Genomic DNA, 18,584 nt, shown 5'->3' with positions numbered 1-18,584 from the left:
TGCTCTGGCAGCGACGTCGGAAGAGGTCACCACGACCGTGCCGAGAAGGTTGCCGCCCGCCACGGCGACTATGGCCACTCACGGATCGGCAGGCTTCGGGGCGACGGTGTGGGGTAGTCGCGGGAGACAGGGACCACCGAAGGAGGACGCGATGGCGGACCACGAGAAGTCCAGGCGACACCCGCGGACCACGCCGTCCGAAGCCGTGGGCGAGAGCGGAGACCGTGAGGCCCGGCGCCAGGCGGACGATGCCGTCGTCAGGGGGAGGGCAGAGGACGACGCGGATGCCGGGGGGCACCGTGCCAAGCGCCACCGTCCGGGCATCGGCCGTGAAGAGCAGATCCACCCGGACAACACCCGAGAGGCGGACTCTGCGTGAGGTTGGTGTGAACCCCGTCTGAATGCGTGCCGCGGCCCGTCGGGCACTGGAGAGCGGCCCGGGCGGCACGACAGGGCGTGCGGAACACGCCCGCAGCCGTCGGGGCGTTCCCGCTCCGGTTGGCGTGCCGGATGGTGGGCAGCGGCGATGTGACGGGTGAGCCTGGCGGGCTTGCCGTGGCCCGGTCGACGAAGGGCTTTGCCGTGTCCCCCGAAGAGATCGCCCCGGTTCGTGCAGTCGATCGCGTCCAGGTAGGCCTGGCACGAGGCACCGGGTGGATGACGGTGGGAGTGGCAGAGGAGTTCCTGCTCGTGGACCGGCGCACGGGAATGCCCGTGGCGCGCGGTCCGCGCGTCGTAGAAGCCGTACGTTCGGTACTGGGCAAACAGGCACAACCCGAGTTCTTCGGTGCGCAGGTCGAGGTGTGCACCCGCCCCACGGCCCGCCTTGCCCGAGCTGCGGTCGGAGCTGGCGCTGCTGCGGCAGGTGATGGCGGAGGCCGCGGCCGGGGAAGGATGCTTGCTGGTTGCAACCGGCACTCCGGTGATCCCGCCGGAGCGTCCTCCGACCGTGACTCCGGGCGAGCGGTACGGGCGGATGGCCGCCCGCCGGCCGTCCCTGGTGGGTTCGTACGACGGGATGGTGTGCCGCTGCCACATCCACGTGGGGGTGACCGGGCGCGGCCAGGCACTCGCACTGGCCAACCACGTGCGTCCCTGGCTGCCGACCCTGCAGGCGCTTGCCGCCAACTCGCCCTCTCCCTGGGTCGCGACACCGGCTGGACCGGCCGGCGGTCAGTGGAGCACGCCCAGTGGCCCGGCGTGGGGCCCGCCCCCCTGCTCGACGAAGCTGGCTATGAGCGCCCCGCCGACCACCTGCTGCGTACCGGCACCCTGCTGGACCGCCGGATGATCTATTGGTAAGCGCGCCCCACAGAACACGTACCGACGCTGGAGATCCGCTCTGCGACGTGAACGCCGACCTCGACATGGTGGTGCTGCTCACCGCCCTCGTACGGGGGCTGGCCACCGCCCCGCTGCTCGAGATCGCCGACGGCAGGGGCTGGAGGGCGAGGGACTCGATCCCGTGAGCGGGGAGTGCGTACCGGCCGCCAGGTCGGTGGAGCTGCTGCTGGCGCGGGCTGGGCCGGGGCGGCTGGCAGCGCTCGGGGACTCCGATCTCGCCGGGGAACTGTTCGACCGGGTGCGGCGCTGTGGCGGCGGGGCCGCACGCCAGCGTGCGTCGTATCTGCGGCGGGGCCGCCTGAGCGACGTGGTCGGCGACCTGGTGCGCACGACCCTCGGCGCCCCGGTGTGCGGGGGCAAGCGCGCCGGCGCGCCGGCCTGGCGCAGGGCCTCGTAGGGTGGCGGGATGCGCCACCACGATCTTGTCGTCATCGGTGCGGGATCCGGCAACGCCGTCGTCGACGACTCGTTCAGCACGTGGCCAACCGCGAGGCGGAGGTCGTCGCGCACAACCTCCGCCACCCGGAGGACCTGATCGCCTGCGACCACGAACTGGTGCCGGCGGCGGTCTTCACCCAGCCCCAGATCGCCTCGGTCGCGCCACCGAGCAGGACTGCCGTGGCAAAGGGCTGGACTACTGCGTGGGCATGGCCGATTACGGCGACATCGCCTACGGCTGGGCGATGGAGGACACCACCGGGTTCTGCAAGGTGCTCGCCGAACCCGGCACCGGACGCCTCCTCGGCGCCCACCTGATGGGCGCGCAGGCCCCCACCCTCATCCAACCCCTCGTCCTGGCGATGACACTCGGCATCGATGCCACCACCCTCGCCGGCTCTCCGTACCGGATCCATCCCGCACTCACCGAGATCGTGGAGAACGCCCTCCTCGGCCTCGGCCTCGACCTGTGACCGGGTGCCCGCGGAGCTTCGGCGGGGAGGCGGGCGACCGACCCCGGCCACTCGGCCTGACGGGCAGAGGGGGCGTTTCAACGGCTCCGAAGCGGTAAGGCGCCCGGTATGGCGAGATTCGGGTACACGATGATGACCGAGCAGGCCGGGCCCAGGGAGCTGGTCGGCCACGTGGTGGGCGCGGAGCGGGCGGGGTTCGACTTCTCCGTCATCTCCGACCACTCCTTCCCCTGGCTGGAGGCCCAGGGACACGCGCCCTACGCGTGGAGCGTCCTGGGCGCCGCGGCGCAGGCCACCTCCCGGATCCCGCTCATGACGTACGTGACGTGCCCGACGTTCCGCTACCACCCCGCGGTGATCGCCCAGAAGGCGGCCACGATGCAGCTCCTGTCCCGGGGGCGCTTCCGGCTGGGCCTGGGCTCGGGCGAGAACCTCAACGAGCACATCGTCGGCGGGGGCTGGCCCGCCGCCCACGTCCGCCTGGAGATGCTCGAGGAAGCCGTGGGGATCATCCGCTCCCTGTTCGCCGGCGGCTACGTCAGCCATCACGGCGCCCACTTCGACGTCGAGAACGCCAGACTCTGGGACCTCCCCGAAGATCCGCCCCCGATCGGGATCGCCGCCTCCGGGGACCGCTCCTGCGAGATCGCGGGCCGCTACGGCGACCTGGTCATCGCCACCGAACCGAAGAAGGAGCTGCTGACCGCATTCGGCGCCTACGGAGGCTCCGGCAAACCGCGCGTGGGCCAGCTCCCGGTCTCCTACGACCCCGACCGCGACGCGGCCGTGGCCCGGGCGCACGACCAGTTCCGCTGGGCGCTCGGTGGCTGGAAGGTCAACGCGGAACTCCCCGGCCCCGCGGGCTTCGCCCAGGCTTCGCAGCACACCAGGCCCGAGGACGTCGCGGGTGCCGTCCCCTGCGGCGACGACGTGGACGCCTTCGTCGAAGCGGTGCGTCCGTACATCGACGCAGGATTCACCGAGGTCGCTTTGATCCAGATCGGCGGCGACCAGCAGGAGCCCTTCCTGGACTGGTCCGAACGGAAGCTGCTGCCGGCTCTGAGGGAGCTGTGAAATCGTCTCCTGCGCAGGCAGGGCAGGCGCCACCTTGACCTGTGCGCCACCTTGACCTGTGCGCCACCTTGACCTGTGCGGGTGCTTGACCTGTGCGGGTGCGCCCGGTGCGGATCTCTCAGGGGTAGTTGTGCAGGCCGGCGTCGGTTCTGACCCCGTCAGCGGTGAACACCTGTGCGGCTTGCTCGAGGCGGAGGGCCTCCAGGCTCCGGATCTGCCGCTCGGCACGCCGCAGCGGCTCCTGGACCCGTGCGCCGTCGATGCGTGGGTCGGTGTCGGCCAGGGCCGCGAGCGATCGCCAGGCACACGCCTTGCCCTCGACACCCAGGCGCATGGCTTCCAGCTCAAGGACATCGCTGAGCGGTGAGCGGGAGACGAGACGGCCGTTGAGCTTGAGTCGGCCGGCCTTTTCGGCGAGCCATCCGAGCGCGATCCGGTTTCGCATCACGGGGATGTCGAGGTCGGCCATGATGCGGCGCAGGCTCTCGCGGTCCTGGGCGACTTCCAGCGCGAGGGACGCGAGTGGAGGTCCCAGGGCGCTGCCCCGATGGACTCGCGCCGCGCGGCGAAGGAGAAACCGGGCCTCTACCCGCCGCGCGTTTTCCCGGATGAGATCCGTCCGCGCCCGCGTCCGCCAGGGGCAAGCCCGGGCACCGGGGCGTGAGGAGTGCGAGGGGGAGGAGTGGGTAGACGGCCGACGTGATCCAGTCCTGGCATCCCGCAGGACGACGGGGCGCGGGCGCCGGCCGCCGATGCTCGTTCTCGACGTTCCGGAGCAGGGCAGGGTCTGCGGATCCCGTTCGACCCGATCCGGAAACGGCCGCGCGAAGGCTCCACCGCGTCGGCCGCCCATCTCGCAGAGGAGTCCGTCATGCCCCGAGGATCCAATCCGAAGCGTGAGCGGCAGTACGAGCACATCAAGGACAGTGCGCAGGAGCGCGGCGAGAGCCCGAAGCGGGCGAAGGAGATCGCAGCGCGGACCGTGAACAAGGAGAGGGCCCGCGCGGGCGAGTCCAAGACGGCGAGCAAGAGCTCGACCCAGGAGATGTCATCGGCCAAGCGTGGCGGACAGCGCTCCCACAGCGGCTCGGAGGGACCCACCTACGACCAGCTCTACACGGAGGCCCAGCGCCGCGATCTGCACGGCCGGTCCTCCATGAACAAGGCCGAACTCAAGCGCAAGCTCGGCCACTGAACCCGCCGGGAGGCGCGCATGAACCGGGCCGCGCTGTTCGACGTCGACGGAACCCTGGCCGACACCAACCACCTGCACGTCACATGCTGGTGGGAGGCCCTGCGGCAAGGCGGCCACGACGTCGCCATGCACGACATCCACCGCGCGATCGGTCTGCCCGGTGAGGACCTCCTTGCGCATCTCCTGGGTGAGGATCGCGACACGGACCAGGACGACACGCTGACCAGCGCGCACGACACTCTCTACGGCACGTACTTCGACCGGCTGCCGCCGCTGGACGCGGCATCCGACCTGTTGCGCGAGCTGGACCGGCGCGGCTGGCGCGTGGTGCTCGTCACCTCTGCCCAGCAGGCCGAACTCGATGCCCTGCGGCGTGCCGTCGACGCCGACGACGCCATCACCGCGACGGCCAGCGCAGACGACGTGGAGGAAGGCAAGCCCGCACCCGACCCGGTGCACCACGCCCTCGTCCTCGCGGACGCACCCGCGCGCGGCTCCGTCCTCGCGGACGCACCCGCGCGCGGCTCCGTCTTCGTCGGCGACACGGTCTGGGACATGCGTGCAGGCAGTCGCGCCGGTGTCGCCTGCGTGGGACTCCTGTGCGGCGGCATCCCCCGCGGCGACCTCGAAGAGGCCGGGGCCCGGGCCGTGTACCGGCATCCCGCCGATCTCCTCGCCCACCTCGGCGACAGCCCGTTCGCCGACACGGCCGGCCTCGGCCGCTGAGAGCGAAGCGGCGATCGGTTCCAGGACACAAAGGGCCGACCGGTCACGAAGGCGTCCCGGCGCGACCACGTACCGGCGAGGGCGGGAGACGATGGAGCCGACGGCGTCAGCTCCCCGAGCCGGGCTGGGGAGGCTGACCGCCGGTCCGGGGTGCTCCGTCAGTCCTCGCGGCTCGACAGGGTCTCCTTGACCTTGGCGATGGCGAAGCCCCACCCCTGGGCCACGGTCGGCTTGCCCGGCACGGCCACTTCCTCGGGGTTGGTCAGTACGTCCAGCAGGACCGGCCCCGGGGTCTCGAACGCCCGGTGCACACTGGCGTGGAGCTCGGCTGGATCGGTGACCCGGATGCCCGTCAGGCCGATGGCCGTGGCGACCGCGGCGAAATCGGGGTTGTCGAGTTGCGTACCGAACTCGGGCAGTCCTGCCTGCTCCTGTTCCAGTTTGACCATGCCCAGCCGGCGGTTGTCGAAGACGACTAGCTTCACCGGGAGCCCGTACGCCTTGATCGTCATCAGGTCGCCGAGCAGCATGCTCAGCCCGCCGTCGCCGCAGAGGGCGACGATCTGCCGGTCGGGCGCCCAGAGCTGGGCCCCGAGGGCCTGCGGCATGGCGTTCGCCATCGAGCCGAGGTTGTACGAGCCGATCAGCCGCCTGCTTCCGCGCATGCTGACGAAGCGGGACAGCCAGACGGTGGCCATGCCGGTGTCGGAGGTGAACACGGCGTCCTCGTCGGCATACCGGTCCACCGCGGCAGCCAGGGCCTCCGGGCGGATCTCGTGGTCCCGGTTGTCCAGGGCGGCCCGCAGTTTGCCGGTCCAGCGGCGCTCGTGGCCCGGGTCGGCCACACGCTGCTGCCCCTCCTCCCAGCGTACGAACCGGTCCCGGGCGCCGTCCAGGTGCGTACGGTCGGGAGCCTCCTCCAGCAGCGGCAGCAGGGCGCGCAGGGTGGCCCCGACGTCGCCCGCAAGACCCACGTCCACCGGGACCCGGCGGCCCAGGTGCTCCGCGCGGGTGTCGACCTGAACCACCTTGCAGCCCGTCGGGTACCAGTCGAGGTAGGGGAAGTCGGTGCCCAGCATGAGGAGCGCTTCGCCGCTGTCGAGCGCGTGCGCCGCGGCGGGATTGCCGATCAGGCCGGTCTGCCCCACCTGGAAGGGGTTCTCGCCCTCGAAGCCCTCCTTGGCCTTGAGCGTGAGCACCATGGGCGCGGCGAGCAGCTCCGCGGCCCGGAGCACCTCGGCGCGGGCCTCGCGCGCCCCGCGGCCGACGAGCAGCGTGATGCGGGAGGCGGAGTTCAGCAGCTCGGCGGCCTCGGCGAGGGCCGGGTCGTCGGGGCGCGTGCGGGGCGCGGCGAGAGCGAAGCGCGTGGGGCGGTCCTCGCTCGGCTCCTGGTCGCCCAGGTCGCCGGGGACGGTCAGGACGGCCACGCCGCCCTGGGTGACGGCGGCGCGCACGGCCGACTCGAGCATCCGCGGCATCTGGTCGGGCGAGGTGACCGTGGCGCGGTAGACGGCCACGTCGCGGAAGATCAGGTCGTTGTCGACTTCCTGGAAGTAGTCGCTGCCGACCTCGGCGAGGGGGACCTGTCCGCAGATCGCCAGGATTGGCGTGCGGCTCTTGGCCGCGTCGTAGAGCCCGTTGAGGAGGTGCACGGACCCCGGCCCGACCGTGCCCATGCACACCCCGAGGGTGTCGGAGAGCTGCGACTGCGCCGAGGCCGCGAAGGCCGCGGCCTCTTCGTGGCGGCAGCCGACCCAGTCCAGGTCGTCGCTGGTGCGGATGGCGTCGGTCAGGGGGTTCAAGGCGTCCCCGACGACGCCGAAGACGTGCCGGACACCCAGTTCTTCGAGTGCGTCGACGATCACGTGGGCGACGGTACGTGCCACAGGAGTGCCCTTCCGTCCGGTGCGGCCCCGGGGCGAGGGCCGGCTTGTCAGTGGGTGAAGCGGTCCGGGTCGGCCGCCCGCCAGTCGGATGCCCAGCCCTCGGGCGCTGATGCGAGCAGTTGCCCCGGTGCGAGCAGTTGCCCCGGTGTGAGCCACTCATGTAGTTCCGCGTAGGAGCGGACGGTATGCGGATCCACCCGCTGGACCAGCTGGTGCGGGCGCAGCCCGGACGGCTCGTCGACTCCCATCGCCGCCATGATCTGCAGGGCGCTCTTGACCGTGGCTTCCTGGAAGCGCCGCACGCGTTGCGCCTTGTCGCCGACGTCGAGGGCGCGGGCGCGCCGCTCGTCCTGGGTGGCGACGCCCACGGGGCAGGTGTTCGTGTGGCAGCGCTGGGCCTGGATGCAGCCGACCGCGAACATCATGGCGCGGGCGGCATTGGTGTAGTCGGCTCCCTGGAGGAGGCGTTTGACCAGGTCACTGCCGGTGGCGACCTTGCCGCTGGCCCCGATCCGGATCCGCTCGCGCAGACCTGCCCCCACGAGGGCGTTGTGTACGGTCATCAGCCCCTCGCCGAGCGGCAGGCCGACGTGGTCGGCGAATTCGAGCGGTGCGGCGCCCGTTCCACCCTCCGCGCCGTCGACGATGATGAAGTCCGGCGTGGTGCCCTCCTCCAGCATGGCTTTGCACACGGCGAGGAACTCCCGGCGCGAGCCGACGCAGAGCTTGAAGCCGACGGGCTTGCCGTCGCTGAGTTCGCGCATCCGGGCGAGGAAGCGCACCAGCTCGCGCGGCGTGGCGTAGACGCGGTGAAAGGGCGGCGACACGACGGTCTTGCCCTGCGGAACGCCGCGGACCTTCGCGATTTCAGCGTTGACCTTGGCTCCCGGCAGGACACCGCCGATACCCGGCTTGGCGCCCTGGCTGACCTTCAACGACACGCACTTGACCTGCTCGTGCGCAGCCTTCTGGGCGAACTGCCGCTCGTCGAAGCCCCCTTCGTCGGTCCGGCATCCGAAGTAGCCGGTGCCGATCTCCCAGACGAGGTCCCCGCCCGGGCGCAGGTGGTACTCCGACAGCCCGCCCTCGCCGGTGTCGTGGGCGAAGCGGCCCAACTGCGCGCCGGCGTTGAGCGCGAGTACGGCATTGGCCGACAGCGAGCCGAAGCTCATCGCCGACACGTTGAGCAGGGCCATGTCGTACGGGCGGGTGCAGTCGGGTCCGCCGATCCGTACCCGGGGCGGATCCGTCCGCACCGCCCGCGGCGCCATCGACGGTGTGAGGTACTCACTGCCGGGCCGGTACAGGTCGAGCTCGGTGCCGAACGGCTCCTCGGCGTCGGTCCCCTTGGCCCGCTCGTAGACGATGCTCCGGGTGTCCCGGTCGAAGGGGCGGCCGTCGAAGTTCCGCTCGATGAAGTACTGCTGGATCTCCGGCCGCAGGGCCTCCAGGGCGAAGCGGAGGTGCCCGAGCAGCGGGTAGTTCCGCAGGATCGAGTGCCGACGCTGTACGAGGTCGTGTGCGGCCACCAGCGCGAGCAGGACCAGGGGGACGGCCAGAGCCACGAACCAGGGCGTGGCCAGTACGGCGGCGGCCGACGCACATGCGGCGAGCAGGACGAGCAAGACCACGAGGAGTATCTTCAGCACGTCGTGCTTCTGTCCCGAAGTCTCCTCGTCAATCGCCCACGGGGTGCGCGCCCGGCATGGTAGCCGAATATCGAGAAATCGCCGCCGACGGGCCCGGCATCGTAGAACGGCGTTGGGCTGTTTGGCCGGTCGTACGGTGACGGGGTCGCCGCCGCCGGCGCCCTTCGATCCGGACGGGAGCCTAGGCCACCCGTGGGCCTGGTCTACATGGGGTCCATGGTTCCGCTGCCCCTGCCGTTCTCCTGCTCCGTCTTCTCCCGGATACGCATGGCCTTGTCCTTCAGCCGCTGCCGCTCTGCCGGATCGCTGGCGTGCTGCGCCGCCTGCTCCAGCTCTTCAGCCTTGGCGCGCATCTGCTGGGCTCGCCTGCTCGGCTGGCTGTCGCCGCTCATGATCACTCCTCGGGTCTGGGGTGCGGGTCCCTCCAGGCAAACAGCGGGAGGGCTGACGCGCCACCGCAGCCCTCCGGCCAGGCAGGACTTTCGAGAGCCTCCACAACAGCGCCATCAACAACGCCACCACCGCCCTCCACCAGCAGGCGATCTTCCGCCCCACCCCCTCCTCGACCGGCCCGACGCATCTGAGCCACCCCCACCCGGGCCGCTGGTCCGGGTGGGCGGTCTCCTGCGTGTCCGTCGCTACCAGCAAGGGCCCCCCGGCGTCTGCGGAGGGATGGTGGCCGTCGGCATCCGGTCGCCTCGACCGCACGCCGTGCTGGAGGAGGCGGACATGGACGTGACCGCGCTGCTGCGCGAGGACCACAAGGCGCACCGTTCCCGGCGCGCCCCGCAGCCCCGTGGCCGGGCGATGACGGCGGTGGTCGCCGTCGCAGCGGCGGCGGCAGCGGCGGCGGCGATGCTGTGCGGGTGCGGGGCGCCTGCGCCCCGGCTGGACGGCGCCCGGCACGCTGCGGAAGCCTTTGAACAGGCCCTCGCCGACGCCGACTACACCCGGGCCTGCGCGCTGCTGGCACCGCAGACCCGGCAGCAGCTCGAAGAGGACCAGCACCAGCCGTGCGGCCCGGCGCTGTACGGCCAGGATCTGCCGGCGGCCGGCCAGGTGGACGACACGCAGGTCTACGGGCGGCAGGCGCTGCTGCGCCTGCGGAACGACACATTGTTCCTGTCGCAGTTCGACGACGGCTGGAGAGTGGTGGCCGCGGACTGCGCACCACAGGGCGATCAGCCCTACCGGTGCTCGCTGAAAGGCGGTTGACGTGCGCTTCCTGTTCGCTGCCTGCCTCGTGATAATCCTGGGCGGCTTGGGTTACTTCATCACGATCGGAGCGCTGTACCGGTGAGCGGAGGACGGGAGTACCGCAAAAGCGGCTTCTGGCGGGACAACAGCCTCACCCTCGCCTTCGGGGGTGCGTTCCTGCTCGTCCTGGCGGGCCAGGCACTCGCCGGGCAGACCGGGTTCAACGAGGACCTCGCCGTCGACGGGCTGCAGCAGCTGACACTAGGGGAGTACCTGATGTCGTCCGACTTCGCCGTCGACGTCAGCGAGAACTGGCAGTCGGAGTTCCTCCAGTTCTTCCTCTACATCTTCGGCACCGTCTGGCTCCTCCAACGCGGCTCACCCGAATCCAAGAGACTCCACAAAGCCGGACCGGAATCCGACCAGGAGCAGCGCATCGGCGACCACGCCCGAGCCGACTCGCCCCGCTGGGCGGGTACGAAGGACTGGCGGCAGCACCTGTACTCACGCTCCCTGGGGACCGTGATGGCCTTGCTGTTCTTCCTGTCCTGGCTCGTACAATCCATCGCTGGTACGGCCGCCTACAACGAGCAGCAACTACGCCGACTGCAGCCGCCCGTCTCCTGGGGCGCCTATCTGGGATCCGCCGATTTCTGGAACCGCTCCCTGCAGAACTGGCAGTCCGAACTCCTGGCCGTGGCCGCGATGGCCATCCTCTCCGTCTACCTGCGCCAGCGCGGATCCCCGGAATCCAAGCCCGTCGGTGCCTCCCACGCCTCCACGGGGGTGGAGGGCTGAGACTTCGGACCGTACGGCCTTCCCGGTCGATCTCTGCCCCACAGGGCGGCCGGAGTCGACGAGCTCCGCGTCGCTTTGCGGAGCCCCGCTGGGGAGAGGCAAGGAGACGCCGTCCTCTTGGTGGTGGCCCGCGCGCTCAAGGGCGAGGCGAGGCAGAAAAGTGCAACCGTGCAGCCCATTCCGGAGGCCCGTCGATGTCCTTCATATCTGCTCTGATCACTGTCCATCTGGACGTGATGAGGGGCCGTGTGCCGCTCCTTGCCCGATTCTCGTACGACGGCGAGGACCCGTACGCGGGCCAGGCCAGGTTCCTCGACGGCCCCACGGTCCTGGCCCGTGTCTCCAGCGACACCACCGAGACCGCGTCGTTCGCCACGGCCACGAGCAGGTCGGCCGACTCGCCCGCCTGGGCCGCGCAAAAATGCCGTGCGGACCTACCGTGTAGGGGAGCGCGCCCCGGAGGACTCGTACGAGTTCGGCAAGCCGCCCGGGACTCCGGACGGTTCGTACTGCTTCCGGCACGCGTCCCAGCGCACCCGCGGTGCACCGAGCATTAGGCAGGCCGAACCTTCTGACACCGTGCTGGGAAACGTGAGGAGGGTGTCCAGGATCGTCGTGTGACGAAGGACTTGGACACCCTGCCGACCTCGCTGCCTGTGAAGATCGATGCGCGCTCGCATCGGACTGGCGGATGGGGAGGCCGCCGCAGTTGATCGCTGGAAGCCGCCGGCTCAAGGTGCGCGTCATCGACGCGACGATCACCATCACCACGAGCGCCCAGACGCTCTGCGAGCACCACCGCATCGCCGGTCATCCGCCGGGGCACGGGGTGCTTCGGTCGGTTGTGAGGGGCTCGATGTTGCCCACCGCGGTCGGCAGTCCCCGGCCGCCGGCTTCGGGGCGGATGTAGGCGCGCCGGGTCCAGCATCGGCCGGTGTGGGCGGCGACCTCTTCGCGGACGACGGCGGCCATCAGCTCGCCCTCCGTACCGGCGGCGAGGTCGCGGACCCGGCGGCCCAGCAGCGGGTGCTTCTCGTGTCCGAAGCCGAGGTCGGTGGCCTTCTTCATGCCTTGCCCCCGGCCGCGGTGCCCTGTTGGTCCCCCATTTCTGTCCGTTCCGTCAGGGCGCGGGGGTCAGTGCGGCCCGGGCGGCGTCCAGGATCTCGTCGGAGAGCGGGGTGTCCTTGGTGGCGCGGGCCAGTACGACCGCGCCGAGCATCGTGCACAGCCGGACGATGCCGTCCTGGTCGTCGGAGGCGAGCCAGTCGGCGAAATCGGACACGCCGTCGGCGTAGGTGCGGTGTGCCCCGAGGTCCCCGGGGTCGCGGGCCATGTCGGTGGCCAGCGCGGCGGCTGGGCAGCCGGCGGCAGGGGAATCCCGGTGCCGGGCGGACAGGTAGCTGTCGATCATCGCCTGCTGGGCCGCGAGGCGCTCGCCGTCGTTGTCCTCCAGCGCGGTGGCGCGCCGCTCGGCCAGTTCCTCGAAGGCGTGCGTGACGGCCTCGTCGATGAGCGCTTCCTTGGAGGCGAACTGCTTGTAGAAGCCACCGTGGGTCAGGCCGGCCGCCTTCATCAGGTCGGCGACGCTCACGCTCGTGCCTTGTTCGCGGAAGAGCCGCGATGCCATCTCCACGACCCGCCTGCGGTTCTCCTGCGCCTGCGCCTGCGATACGCGGCCCATGGGCACCTCCTCATTTGGATGACGACTGGCATCTATCCTACTCCGGGTGTAGATTATGGACGTAATCTAAATCGGTCGGGATGAGTGTGTATGCCCGGCCGGCCACCCCTTGGGAGATGTCGTGGAACTGAAGGACGCCGTCGCCGTGGTCACCGGAGCCAACCGGGGCCTGGGCCGCCATCTCGCTGCCCAGCTCGTCGAGCGCGGGGCCAAGGTCTACGCCGCCGCCCGCCACCCCGAGTCGGTGGACCTGCCCGGCGTCGTACCCCTGCACCTGGACCTGGCCGACCCACGGGCGGTGCGGGAGGCTGCCCGCATCGCCTCGGACGCCACCTTGCTGGTCAACAACGCCGGGATCATGACGGGCACCCCGCTGGTTGCGGGTGACTGGGACGCGGTGCGGCTGGAGATGGAGACGAATTTCTTCGGCCCCCTGGCCGCCACCCGAGCGTTCGCCCCGGTCATCGAGGGCAACCGGGGCGGGGCCGTCCTCAACGTGCTCTCCGTCCTGTCCTGGTTCCATCCGGCCGGAGTCGGTGCCTATGCCGCCGCCAAGGCCGCCGGCTGGGCGATGACCGACGCGATCCGGGAGGAACTGGCCCCGCGGGGCATCGCGGTCACCGCGCTCCACGTCGCCTACATGGACACCGACATGGCCGCCCGGATTCCGGCCGGCCAGAAGACCGACCCCGCCCTCGTCGCGGCCCTCGCCCTCGACGGCTTGGCCGCCGGGGCGCGGGAAGTCCTCGCCGACGACCTCACCCGCAGTGTCAGGCAGGGGCTCGGCGGCGTCCCGTCCGCCGCCTGACTCACTCACCCCGACCGCCCGCAGTCCGCCACCGCCGGACCGGGCCAGGAAGACCCTTCATGAAATCCCCCATCACATCCTTTCCGGCTGTCCCTGCGCCCGCCGGGGTGGGCGAAGCCCCCACCCCGCGCGTCCCCGACACCCGCCGTCGCCCGCCCGTACGGGCCTGGCTTCAGCCTGCCGTGATCGCGCTGGTCCTGGCCGCCGCGTTCATCGGCTGTTACATCGGCCTGCAGCGTGACCCTCAGCCCCACCACGTCACCATCGCCGTCACCGGACAGGAACTCGCAGGCCGGATGAGCGGCGCACTCGGCGACAGCGTCGACGTGCACCCGGTCGCCGACGCCACGGCCGCCCGCGGAGCCCTGGAGCGGCACGAGGTCTCGGCCGCGCTCGGCGAGGGCCCCGGCGGCCGGCTGCACCTGGAGGTCGCCGGAGCCTCCGGCCCGTCCACCACCTCGGCCGTCAAGAGCCTCGTCGGCGCGTACGCCGAGGGCGTGGGCCGGCAGGTCACCACCCAGGACGTCGTGCCCCTGACCCGCTACGACTCGCGCGGCCTGGCCGGCTTCTACCTGGCCTTCGGCGTGACCCTCGCAGGATTCGTCCTCGCCCAGAACGCCCTGGGCCTTGCTGGCCTGCTCCACCTGCGTCACCGGTTCTGGCTGCTCTCCGCCGTCTCCGCCGCAATCGGGACCGTGGCCGCGATCCTTGCCGGGCCCGTCCTGGGTGCCGTACCTGCCCCCATCGTCCCTCTGGCCTTCACCCTCACGCTGCTGGCCGCGGCCGCTGCCTTCGCCACCAAGCTGCTGGGGACGTACCTCGGTCCCGTTGGGGTACCCGCCGCGACCCTGCTGCTGCTCACCGTGGGCAACTCCACCAGTGGCGCCGCCATCAGCGCGGATCTCCTGCCGCCGGCCGCGCATGCCGTCTCTGCGCTCCTGCCGCCGGGGGCAGCCGTCCGTGCCATCACCGACCTCAGCTACTTCCACGGCGCCCACGTCACGGGCCCGCTCGTCACCCTGGCCGCCTGGGCCGTGACCGCCGCGCTCCTGCTCGGCCTGCGGTCCCGCCTGCGCCGCACTGCTGCGGCTTCCTGACGCTCCAGCCGTTCTACTCATCCCCGTTCGTACTCGAACCCTTCGCGGAGTTCCTGCACCTTTTCTTCGATGCAGGGAGGGAAGAGATGGTGACGGTATCGGCAGGAGAGATCGGCATTGACTTGGCATGGGTGAGCATGTCGATGCCGGCCTTCCCGTGGTAGTTCCCGTTACCCGATGTGCCCGAGCCGCCGAACGGCATGGTGACGACGAAGAGGTGAACCTCAGGATCGCAAGCGCACGGGTTCGACCACCCAGTTCGAGCACGACGGGTGTGCGGTTCTCTGCTGCTGCGCGGGCGACGCCCCTTCCGGTGCTGCTGCCCGTGACACGCGCTCACCTCGTCGGCGGGCCGGGTGCCGAGGACAGGGTCCGGGACTTGGTGGCACGCGAGGCGGCTGCTGCTCGTTCTTCACCTTCGACGTCACCCCGGCCGAGGGCTGGGTCCGGCTGGAGATCGCCGTGGACCAGGCGCACAAGACGGTCCTGGAAGCCCTCGCCACACGGACCGCTGCCGCCAGAGGGCCGCGGTGAGCACGGGCGTGCGCAGCGGGCAGGTCGCGGAGGCGGCCGGGGAGAACGTCGAGACGCTGCGCTACTACGAGCGGCGCGGCCTGCTGGCCGAGCCGGAACGCAGCAACGGAGGCCACCGCCCGCCTGTACGGCGAGGACGCGGTGACCGCTGTGCGGGTGATCAAGGCTGCCCAGCGGCTCGGGTTCACGCTGGAGGAGGTCGCCGAGCTCCTGGAGGCCGGCCGCCACCGATCCCAGATCCCGCTGTCCGTTGACATTCAACTCAGTCGCCGTGTCATCGAACCCAGCCGAGGATCTTCCTGACCTTGGCGTGCCAGGCTGGGGTGTTGGTCTGGGTCGGTAGGGTGCAGCTCGGACTGCCGGGAGGGGCTGAGGGATGAGACCGGGGCGAAGGCTGCGGATCGCGGGGCTGGTGCTCGTGCCGCTCGGGATTCTGCTGACGATCGGGACATGGCTGTTCGCCGACTTCGCGTTCGGTGGGCACAGCGTGGACTCCGACGGGATGCGGCCGACGTACGAGCAAGGCGACATCGCCTTCACAAAGAAGATCCACGACAGTGAGCTCCACCGCGGAGACGCGGTCTTCTACCACCTGCCCGGCCGGTATACGGACACCGACACCGTCTTCCAGCGTGTCATCGGTATGGGCGGTGACCGGGTCAGCTGTGACGGCAAGCAGGTGCTGCTGAACGGCAAGCCGCTGAGGGAACCGTATGTCGCCGGGGGCAACCCCGCCGGGAACGGCACCACTTATGACGTGGTGGTGCCGGAAGGCCGTCTCTTCATGATGGGCGACAACCGCGTCACCTCCAACGACTCCCGTTACTTCCTCACGGACGGACACAGCGGCACCATCCCCGCGAACACGGTCCGTGAGCGAGCGTTCGAGGACGCGGACGTCGTGGTCACGGTGCTCTTCGTCCTGGTCGGTGGGGTCTTCGTCGCCCTCACCGGGATCGGATGCGGCCTCGCCGGATACCTGATCCAGCGCCACGCCGAACGCACACGGCTCGTACCTGTGGCCATCTGACATCAAGGGCCCGCTGCAAGTGGCCTGAGGCACGCCAACGGCATCACGCGGAGAACGGCAGGTCACAGGCTCAAGCACGCTGATTCGACCCCAGAGCGCACTACCCGCATTGATTCTCGTCCTTCGGCCCTTCCCCCACCCAGACAGACCTCGGCCCCACCACCGGCGCCGTTGCACCCGTACACGGCGGTCGCGGTAGATAGTGGCCAGAGCGGCGATCCCGCTGACGATGCCGAGGGTCGCCGCGATGGCGGTGAGGATGCCCGTTGCGGAGGAGAGGATGTCCCTGCACACGTGTCTCCTCTTTGCTGACTGCAACGCCATCAGGGCACTTCTGGCCGGGCCGCGGGCGCATCGGTAGGGAAGCCTGCTCGGGCTTCGCAGCCACCGGGCCTGGCAGGAATACCGCACGGTTCGAATGACGCTCCCCGCCGGCCGGCGGCTTCGGCTGGGATGCGGCGCGGCGTGAGGCGTCCACGAACGGCCAGGCCTTTTCGGACACCCTGATCGCGGTCTCCGCCGCCTCCAACCGGTCCAAGGCGGACAAGGATCCGGCGCAGTGGATGCCGACGGACGGGCTCGTATCACTGCATCTATGTCGGGACCTGGGCGGGTACGAAGCTGCGTTGGGATCTGGCCGTGGACGAGGCGGAGCGCCAGGCGGTCCTTGGACTTGCGGAGGACTGGCCCACGACCACCGTCGTCTATGAGCCTGCGGTCTGACCCCGATTCGGTCCAGCCGCCTCACGGCGCGGGGGCGTTCACGGATTCGGCTTTGTTCAACGTCCTGGTCCGGGTGCGCAGCTCCCGGTCGGTTGGTGCTGGCCGGGGGCTGCCGGGGCGCCGGCATGATCGGTGAGGTGGGCCTGTCCGAGGGTTGTGACGGCACCGGGTGAAGGGCGCACTGGCCAGGGCTGTGGTGCTCTCAGGTTGGTGGTGGGGGCAGTACGAGGATGTGGTCGTTCTGGGTTTCGGTGGTGAAGCCTGCGGTATGGAGTGCGGCGGCCAGGGCGAGACCGGTGGCGTGGTGCAGTCCGGCCAGCTCCGTACGGGACTGGTCAGGGGTGTTGGTGCCGCTGGTGCGGGCGTGCAACTCGTCGATCTCTTCGGGCATCCAGCCCACCATGACGCCGCGGGCGTGGCGGACCAGATGCACGCCCTCCCCGCCTTCGCTGCCTGGGTCGAAGCCCGCTTCGCGGAGGGCGGTGCGTACCGCGTCCAGGAGGTCCGTTTCGTGATCATCCACAGTTCGCACTGTAGAGGGTCGGTCAGGGCGGTGCGTTGTCCGTGGCGCTGCCCGGGTCCCGCGTGTGTGGACTCTCTTGTCGCCCTGCCACCCTGACATGCCGGGGCCCGCGCTGCGCGTCGGCACGGGGAGGGGTGTGCCGGGCGGGTGACACGCTCACACTTGCGGCTGCGCGGGGGCGCGCCCGGCATCGGCTCACCTGAGGATGGGGATTCCCGCAATTCGCGTTGTGCCCCGTCGAATGGAGCCGTTCATGTTGGAGCGCAGGTCACGCAGGGATGGTACCGAGGTGACGTTCGTTCTGCCGGGGGAGGATCCGCCGGGGCCGGTGAGCGTGGTGGGGGACTTCAATGACTGGCGGCCCGGCGTCCACACGCTCCAGCCGCGAAACGACGGCAAGCGGGCGGTCACGGTCGCACTGCCCGGCGAGACCACCCACTCCTTCCGTTACCTGGCGGCGGGCGACTACTGGTTCAACGAAGAGAGCACCGAGGACCGCGACGGCGCCAACAACTACCTCCGCACCTGACCTGACGCCCGCAGTGCCCTGGAACCCGCCGGCGTCGCCACGGGTTCGCAGTGGACGGCGTTCTATGAGCACCTCGTCGCCCATGGCGTGCTCCGGCAGGCGGCTCTCGCCGCCGTATCAGGCCCGCGGTCGTCTGCGACCGGCACCGATCAGACGCTGGCTTCGCGAAGCACGGGACCTTCCTGAACGGTTCGGTAACTGGAAGACCGTCTGCGAGCGTCACCGGCTTTGGTCGGCGGATGACACCTGGGAGCGGCTCGCGTGTTTGCGGCCAGAAGAGCCTAGGGCTCTGAGAGTGTTGACGTGGATTGGCGCAAGACCTCAGCCGTGTACCGCGTACCGCCTTTGTTGACCGGGAGAGAAGTGTGACCATCAAGGACATCGGGCCGGAACCTCAAAGCTTCGACCTTGAGAAGGCGACGCTCGAGAACACGAACTATCGCGCGGTCGCCTGGTCTGGGAAGTACCTTCAGCTGACCCTCATGTCGATCCCGGTGGGTGAGGACATCGGCTTGGAGGCGCATCCGGAGACTGACCAATTCCTACGACTCGACGCGGGCCGGGGTCGCGTTCAAATGGGCCGCACGAAGGATCGACTCGACTTCGACCGGGAGGTCGAGGATGGCTGGGCGATCTTCGTGCCCGCAGGCACTTGGCACAACGTCACCAACATCGGTGAGGAGACCCTCCAGCTCTACGCTGTATACGCGCCGGTCCACCACGCGTCGGGCAAGATCCATGCGACAGCCGCCGACGCGAAGGGCGACGAGGACTCAGGCAACGACGAGCCGCCAAGCTGGTCGGTCCAGCCTGTCCAGCAGCCATCGGACGAGCACGCCTGACCAGCGAGGGCCTATCGCGACAGTAGTTCCTGGTTCC

20 protein-coding genes and 2 pseudogenes are annotated in these 18,584 nt (G+C 70.3%); 15 read left to right on the top strand and 7 right to left on the bottom strand.

The window, feature by feature from the left end:
• Window positions 1–868: 868 nt before the first annotated feature.
• From ACIQU4_RS17845 to ACIQU4_RS17830, 4 genes are all read left to right on the top strand, one after another.
• Window positions 869–1,291, top strand: a complete 423-nt coding sequence (locus ACIQU4_RS17845) for a glutamate-cysteine ligase family protein (RefSeq protein ID WP_403732079.1) — start codon at window positions 869–871, stop codon at window positions 1,289–1,291.
• Window positions 1,292–1,465: 174 nt separating this feature from the next.
• Complete coding sequence (locus ACIQU4_RS17840; protein ID WP_403731136.1) at window positions 1,466–1,741, top strand: hypothetical protein; 276 nt, start codon at window positions 1,466–1,468, stop codon at window positions 1,739–1,741.
• A gap of 250 nt (window positions 1,742–1,991) precedes the next feature.
• Window positions 1,992–2,255 carry a hypothetical protein gene (locus tag ACIQU4_RS17835; RefSeq protein WP_403731133.1) on the top strand — a complete coding sequence of 88 codons (264 nt, stop codon included), beginning with the start codon at window positions 1,992–1,994 and terminating at the stop codon, window positions 2,253–2,255.
• Between the two features lie 108 nt (window positions 2,256–2,363).
• Window positions 2,364–3,329, top strand: a complete 966-nt coding sequence (locus ACIQU4_RS17830) for an LLM class F420-dependent oxidoreductase (RefSeq protein WP_403731131.1) — start codon at window positions 2,364–2,366, stop codon at window positions 3,327–3,329.
• Between the two features lie 118 nt (window positions 3,330–3,447).
• Here ACIQU4_RS17830 and ACIQU4_RS17825 read toward each other — a convergent pair whose 3' ends face one another.
• Complete coding sequence (locus tag ACIQU4_RS17825) at window positions 3,448–3,798, bottom strand: hypothetical protein (protein WP_403731128.1); 351 nt, start codon at window positions 3,796–3,798, stop codon at window positions 3,448–3,450.
• A 402-nt stretch (window positions 3,799–4,200) separates the two neighbouring features.
• Here ACIQU4_RS17825 and ACIQU4_RS17820 point away from each other — a divergent pair, with 402 nt between their 5' ends.
• Window positions 4,201–4,524, top strand: coding sequence for a plasmid stabilization protein (locus ACIQU4_RS17820; protein WP_403731125.1), 324 nt, complete (start codon window positions 4,201–4,203; stop codon window positions 4,522–4,524).
• A gap of 18 nt (window positions 4,525–4,542) precedes the next feature.
• Window positions 4,543–5,250 (top strand): HAD family hydrolase, encoded by a 708-nt coding sequence (locus ACIQU4_RS17815; RefSeq protein WP_403731122.1) that lies wholly within the window; start codon window positions 4,543–4,545, stop codon window positions 5,248–5,250.
• Window positions 5,251–5,408: 158 nt separating this feature from the next.
• Here ACIQU4_RS17815 and ACIQU4_RS17810 read toward each other — a convergent pair whose 3' ends face one another.
• The 3 genes from ACIQU4_RS17810 to ACIQU4_RS17800 all read right to left on the bottom strand — a co-directional run bounded on the left by ACIQU4_RS17810 (window position 5,409) and on the right by ACIQU4_RS17800 (window position 9,177).
• Window positions 5,409–7,136, bottom strand: a complete 1,728-nt coding sequence (locus tag ACIQU4_RS17810) for a thiamine pyrophosphate-dependent enzyme (RefSeq protein ID WP_403731119.1) — start codon at window positions 7,134–7,136, stop codon at window positions 5,409–5,411.
• A gap of 47 nt (window positions 7,137–7,183) precedes the next feature.
• Window positions 7,184–8,785, bottom strand: a complete 1,602-nt coding sequence (locus ACIQU4_RS17805) for an FMN-binding glutamate synthase family protein (RefSeq protein WP_403731116.1) — start codon at window positions 8,783–8,785, stop codon at window positions 7,184–7,186.
• 203 nt (window positions 8,786–8,988) lie between these two features.
• Window positions 8,989–9,177 carry a DUF6381 family protein gene (locus tag ACIQU4_RS17800; protein WP_403731113.1) on the bottom strand — a complete coding sequence of 63 codons (189 nt, stop codon included), beginning with the start codon at window positions 9,175–9,177 and terminating at the stop codon, window positions 8,989–8,991.
• Between the two features lie 337 nt (window positions 9,178–9,514).
• On the opposite strand from ACIQU4_RS17800, the gene ACIQU4_RS17795 reads away from it, so the two are divergent.
• On the top strand, window positions 9,515–10,000 hold the full coding sequence (locus tag ACIQU4_RS17795) for a hypothetical protein (RefSeq protein WP_403731110.1): 486 nt from the start codon (window positions 9,515–9,517) through the stop codon (window positions 9,998–10,000).
• Between the two features lie 81 nt (window positions 10,001–10,081).
• Window positions 10,082–10,780 (top strand): DUF6766 family protein, encoded by a 699-nt coding sequence (locus tag ACIQU4_RS17790; RefSeq protein WP_403731107.1) that lies wholly within the window; start codon window positions 10,082–10,084, stop codon window positions 10,778–10,780.
• A gap of 810 nt (window positions 10,781–11,590) precedes the next feature.
• Here the strand turns inward: ACIQU4_RS17790 and ACIQU4_RS17785 are convergent.
• Together ACIQU4_RS17785 and ACIQU4_RS17780 are read right to left on the bottom strand one after the other, a co-directional pair.
• The gene (locus tag ACIQU4_RS17785) at window positions 11,591–11,848 is read right to left on the bottom strand and encodes a hypothetical protein (RefSeq protein WP_403731104.1); all 258 of its coding nucleotides are present in this window, start codon (window positions 11,846–11,848) and stop codon (window positions 11,591–11,593) included.
• 52 nt (window positions 11,849–11,900) lie between these two features.
• Window positions 11,901–12,461, bottom strand: a complete 561-nt coding sequence (locus ACIQU4_RS17780; RefSeq protein WP_403731101.1) for a TetR/AcrR family transcriptional regulator — start codon at window positions 12,459–12,461, stop codon at window positions 11,901–11,903.
• A gap of 121 nt (window positions 12,462–12,582) precedes the next feature.
• Here ACIQU4_RS17780 and ACIQU4_RS17775 point away from each other — a divergent pair, with 121 nt between their 5' ends.
• The 4 genes and pseudogenes from ACIQU4_RS17775 to lepB all read left to right on the top strand — a co-directional run bounded on the left by ACIQU4_RS17775 (window position 12,583) and on the right by lepB (window position 15,930).
• Complete coding sequence (locus tag ACIQU4_RS17775; RefSeq protein ID WP_403731098.1) at window positions 12,583–13,269, top strand: SDR family oxidoreductase; 687 nt, start codon at window positions 12,583–12,585, stop codon at window positions 13,267–13,269.
• A 107-nt stretch (window positions 13,270–13,376) separates the two neighbouring features.
• A complete protein-coding gene (locus ACIQU4_RS17770; RefSeq protein ID WP_403731096.1) occupies window positions 13,377–14,366 on the top strand; it encodes a hypothetical protein in 990 nt (329 codons plus the stop codon).
• Between the two features lie 530 nt (window positions 14,367–14,896).
• Window positions 14,897–15,113 (top strand): annotated as a pseudogene (locus ACIQU4_RS17765) (MerR family transcriptional regulator); the annotation flags it as partial.
• A 163-nt stretch (window positions 15,114–15,276) separates the two neighbouring features.
• Window positions 15,277–15,930, top strand: a complete 654-nt coding sequence (gene lepB / locus ACIQU4_RS17760) for a signal peptidase I (RefSeq protein ID WP_403731093.1) — start codon at window positions 15,277–15,279, stop codon at window positions 15,928–15,930.
• A gap of 925 nt (window positions 15,931–16,855) precedes the next feature.
• Here lepB and ACIQU4_RS17755 read toward each other — a convergent pair.
• A complete protein-coding gene (locus ACIQU4_RS17755; protein WP_403731090.1) occupies window positions 16,856–17,176 on the bottom strand; it encodes a hypothetical protein in 321 nt (106 codons plus the stop codon).
• A gap of 289 nt (window positions 17,177–17,465) precedes the next feature.
• Between ACIQU4_RS17755 and ACIQU4_RS17750 the strand changes: the two genes are divergently transcribed.
• From ACIQU4_RS17750 to ACIQU4_RS17740, 3 genes and pseudogenes are all read left to right on the top strand, one after another.
• On the top strand, window positions 17,466–17,705 hold the full coding sequence (locus ACIQU4_RS17750) for a hypothetical protein (RefSeq protein ID WP_403731088.1): 240 nt from the start codon (window positions 17,466–17,468) through the stop codon (window positions 17,703–17,705).
• A 172-nt stretch (window positions 17,706–17,877) separates the two neighbouring features.
• Window positions 17,878–17,965, top strand: a pseudogene (locus ACIQU4_RS17745) (transposase); the annotation flags it as partial.
• Window positions 17,966–18,070: 105 nt separating this feature from the next.
• Window positions 18,071–18,547 carry a cupin domain-containing protein gene (locus tag ACIQU4_RS17740; protein WP_403731085.1) on the top strand — a complete coding sequence of 159 codons (477 nt, stop codon included), beginning with the start codon at window positions 18,071–18,073 and terminating at the stop codon, window positions 18,545–18,547.
• Window positions 18,548–18,584: the final 37 nt, after the last annotated feature.

The sequence above is a fragment of the Streptomyces sp. NPDC090741 genome (assembly GCF_044769045.1).
Taxonomy (GTDB): domain Bacteria; phylum Actinomycetota; class Actinomycetes; order Streptomycetales; family Streptomycetaceae; genus Streptomyces.
The sequence above is the reverse complement of the archived record's forward strand: the minus strand, read 5'-3'. Positions and strand labels throughout refer to the sequence as shown.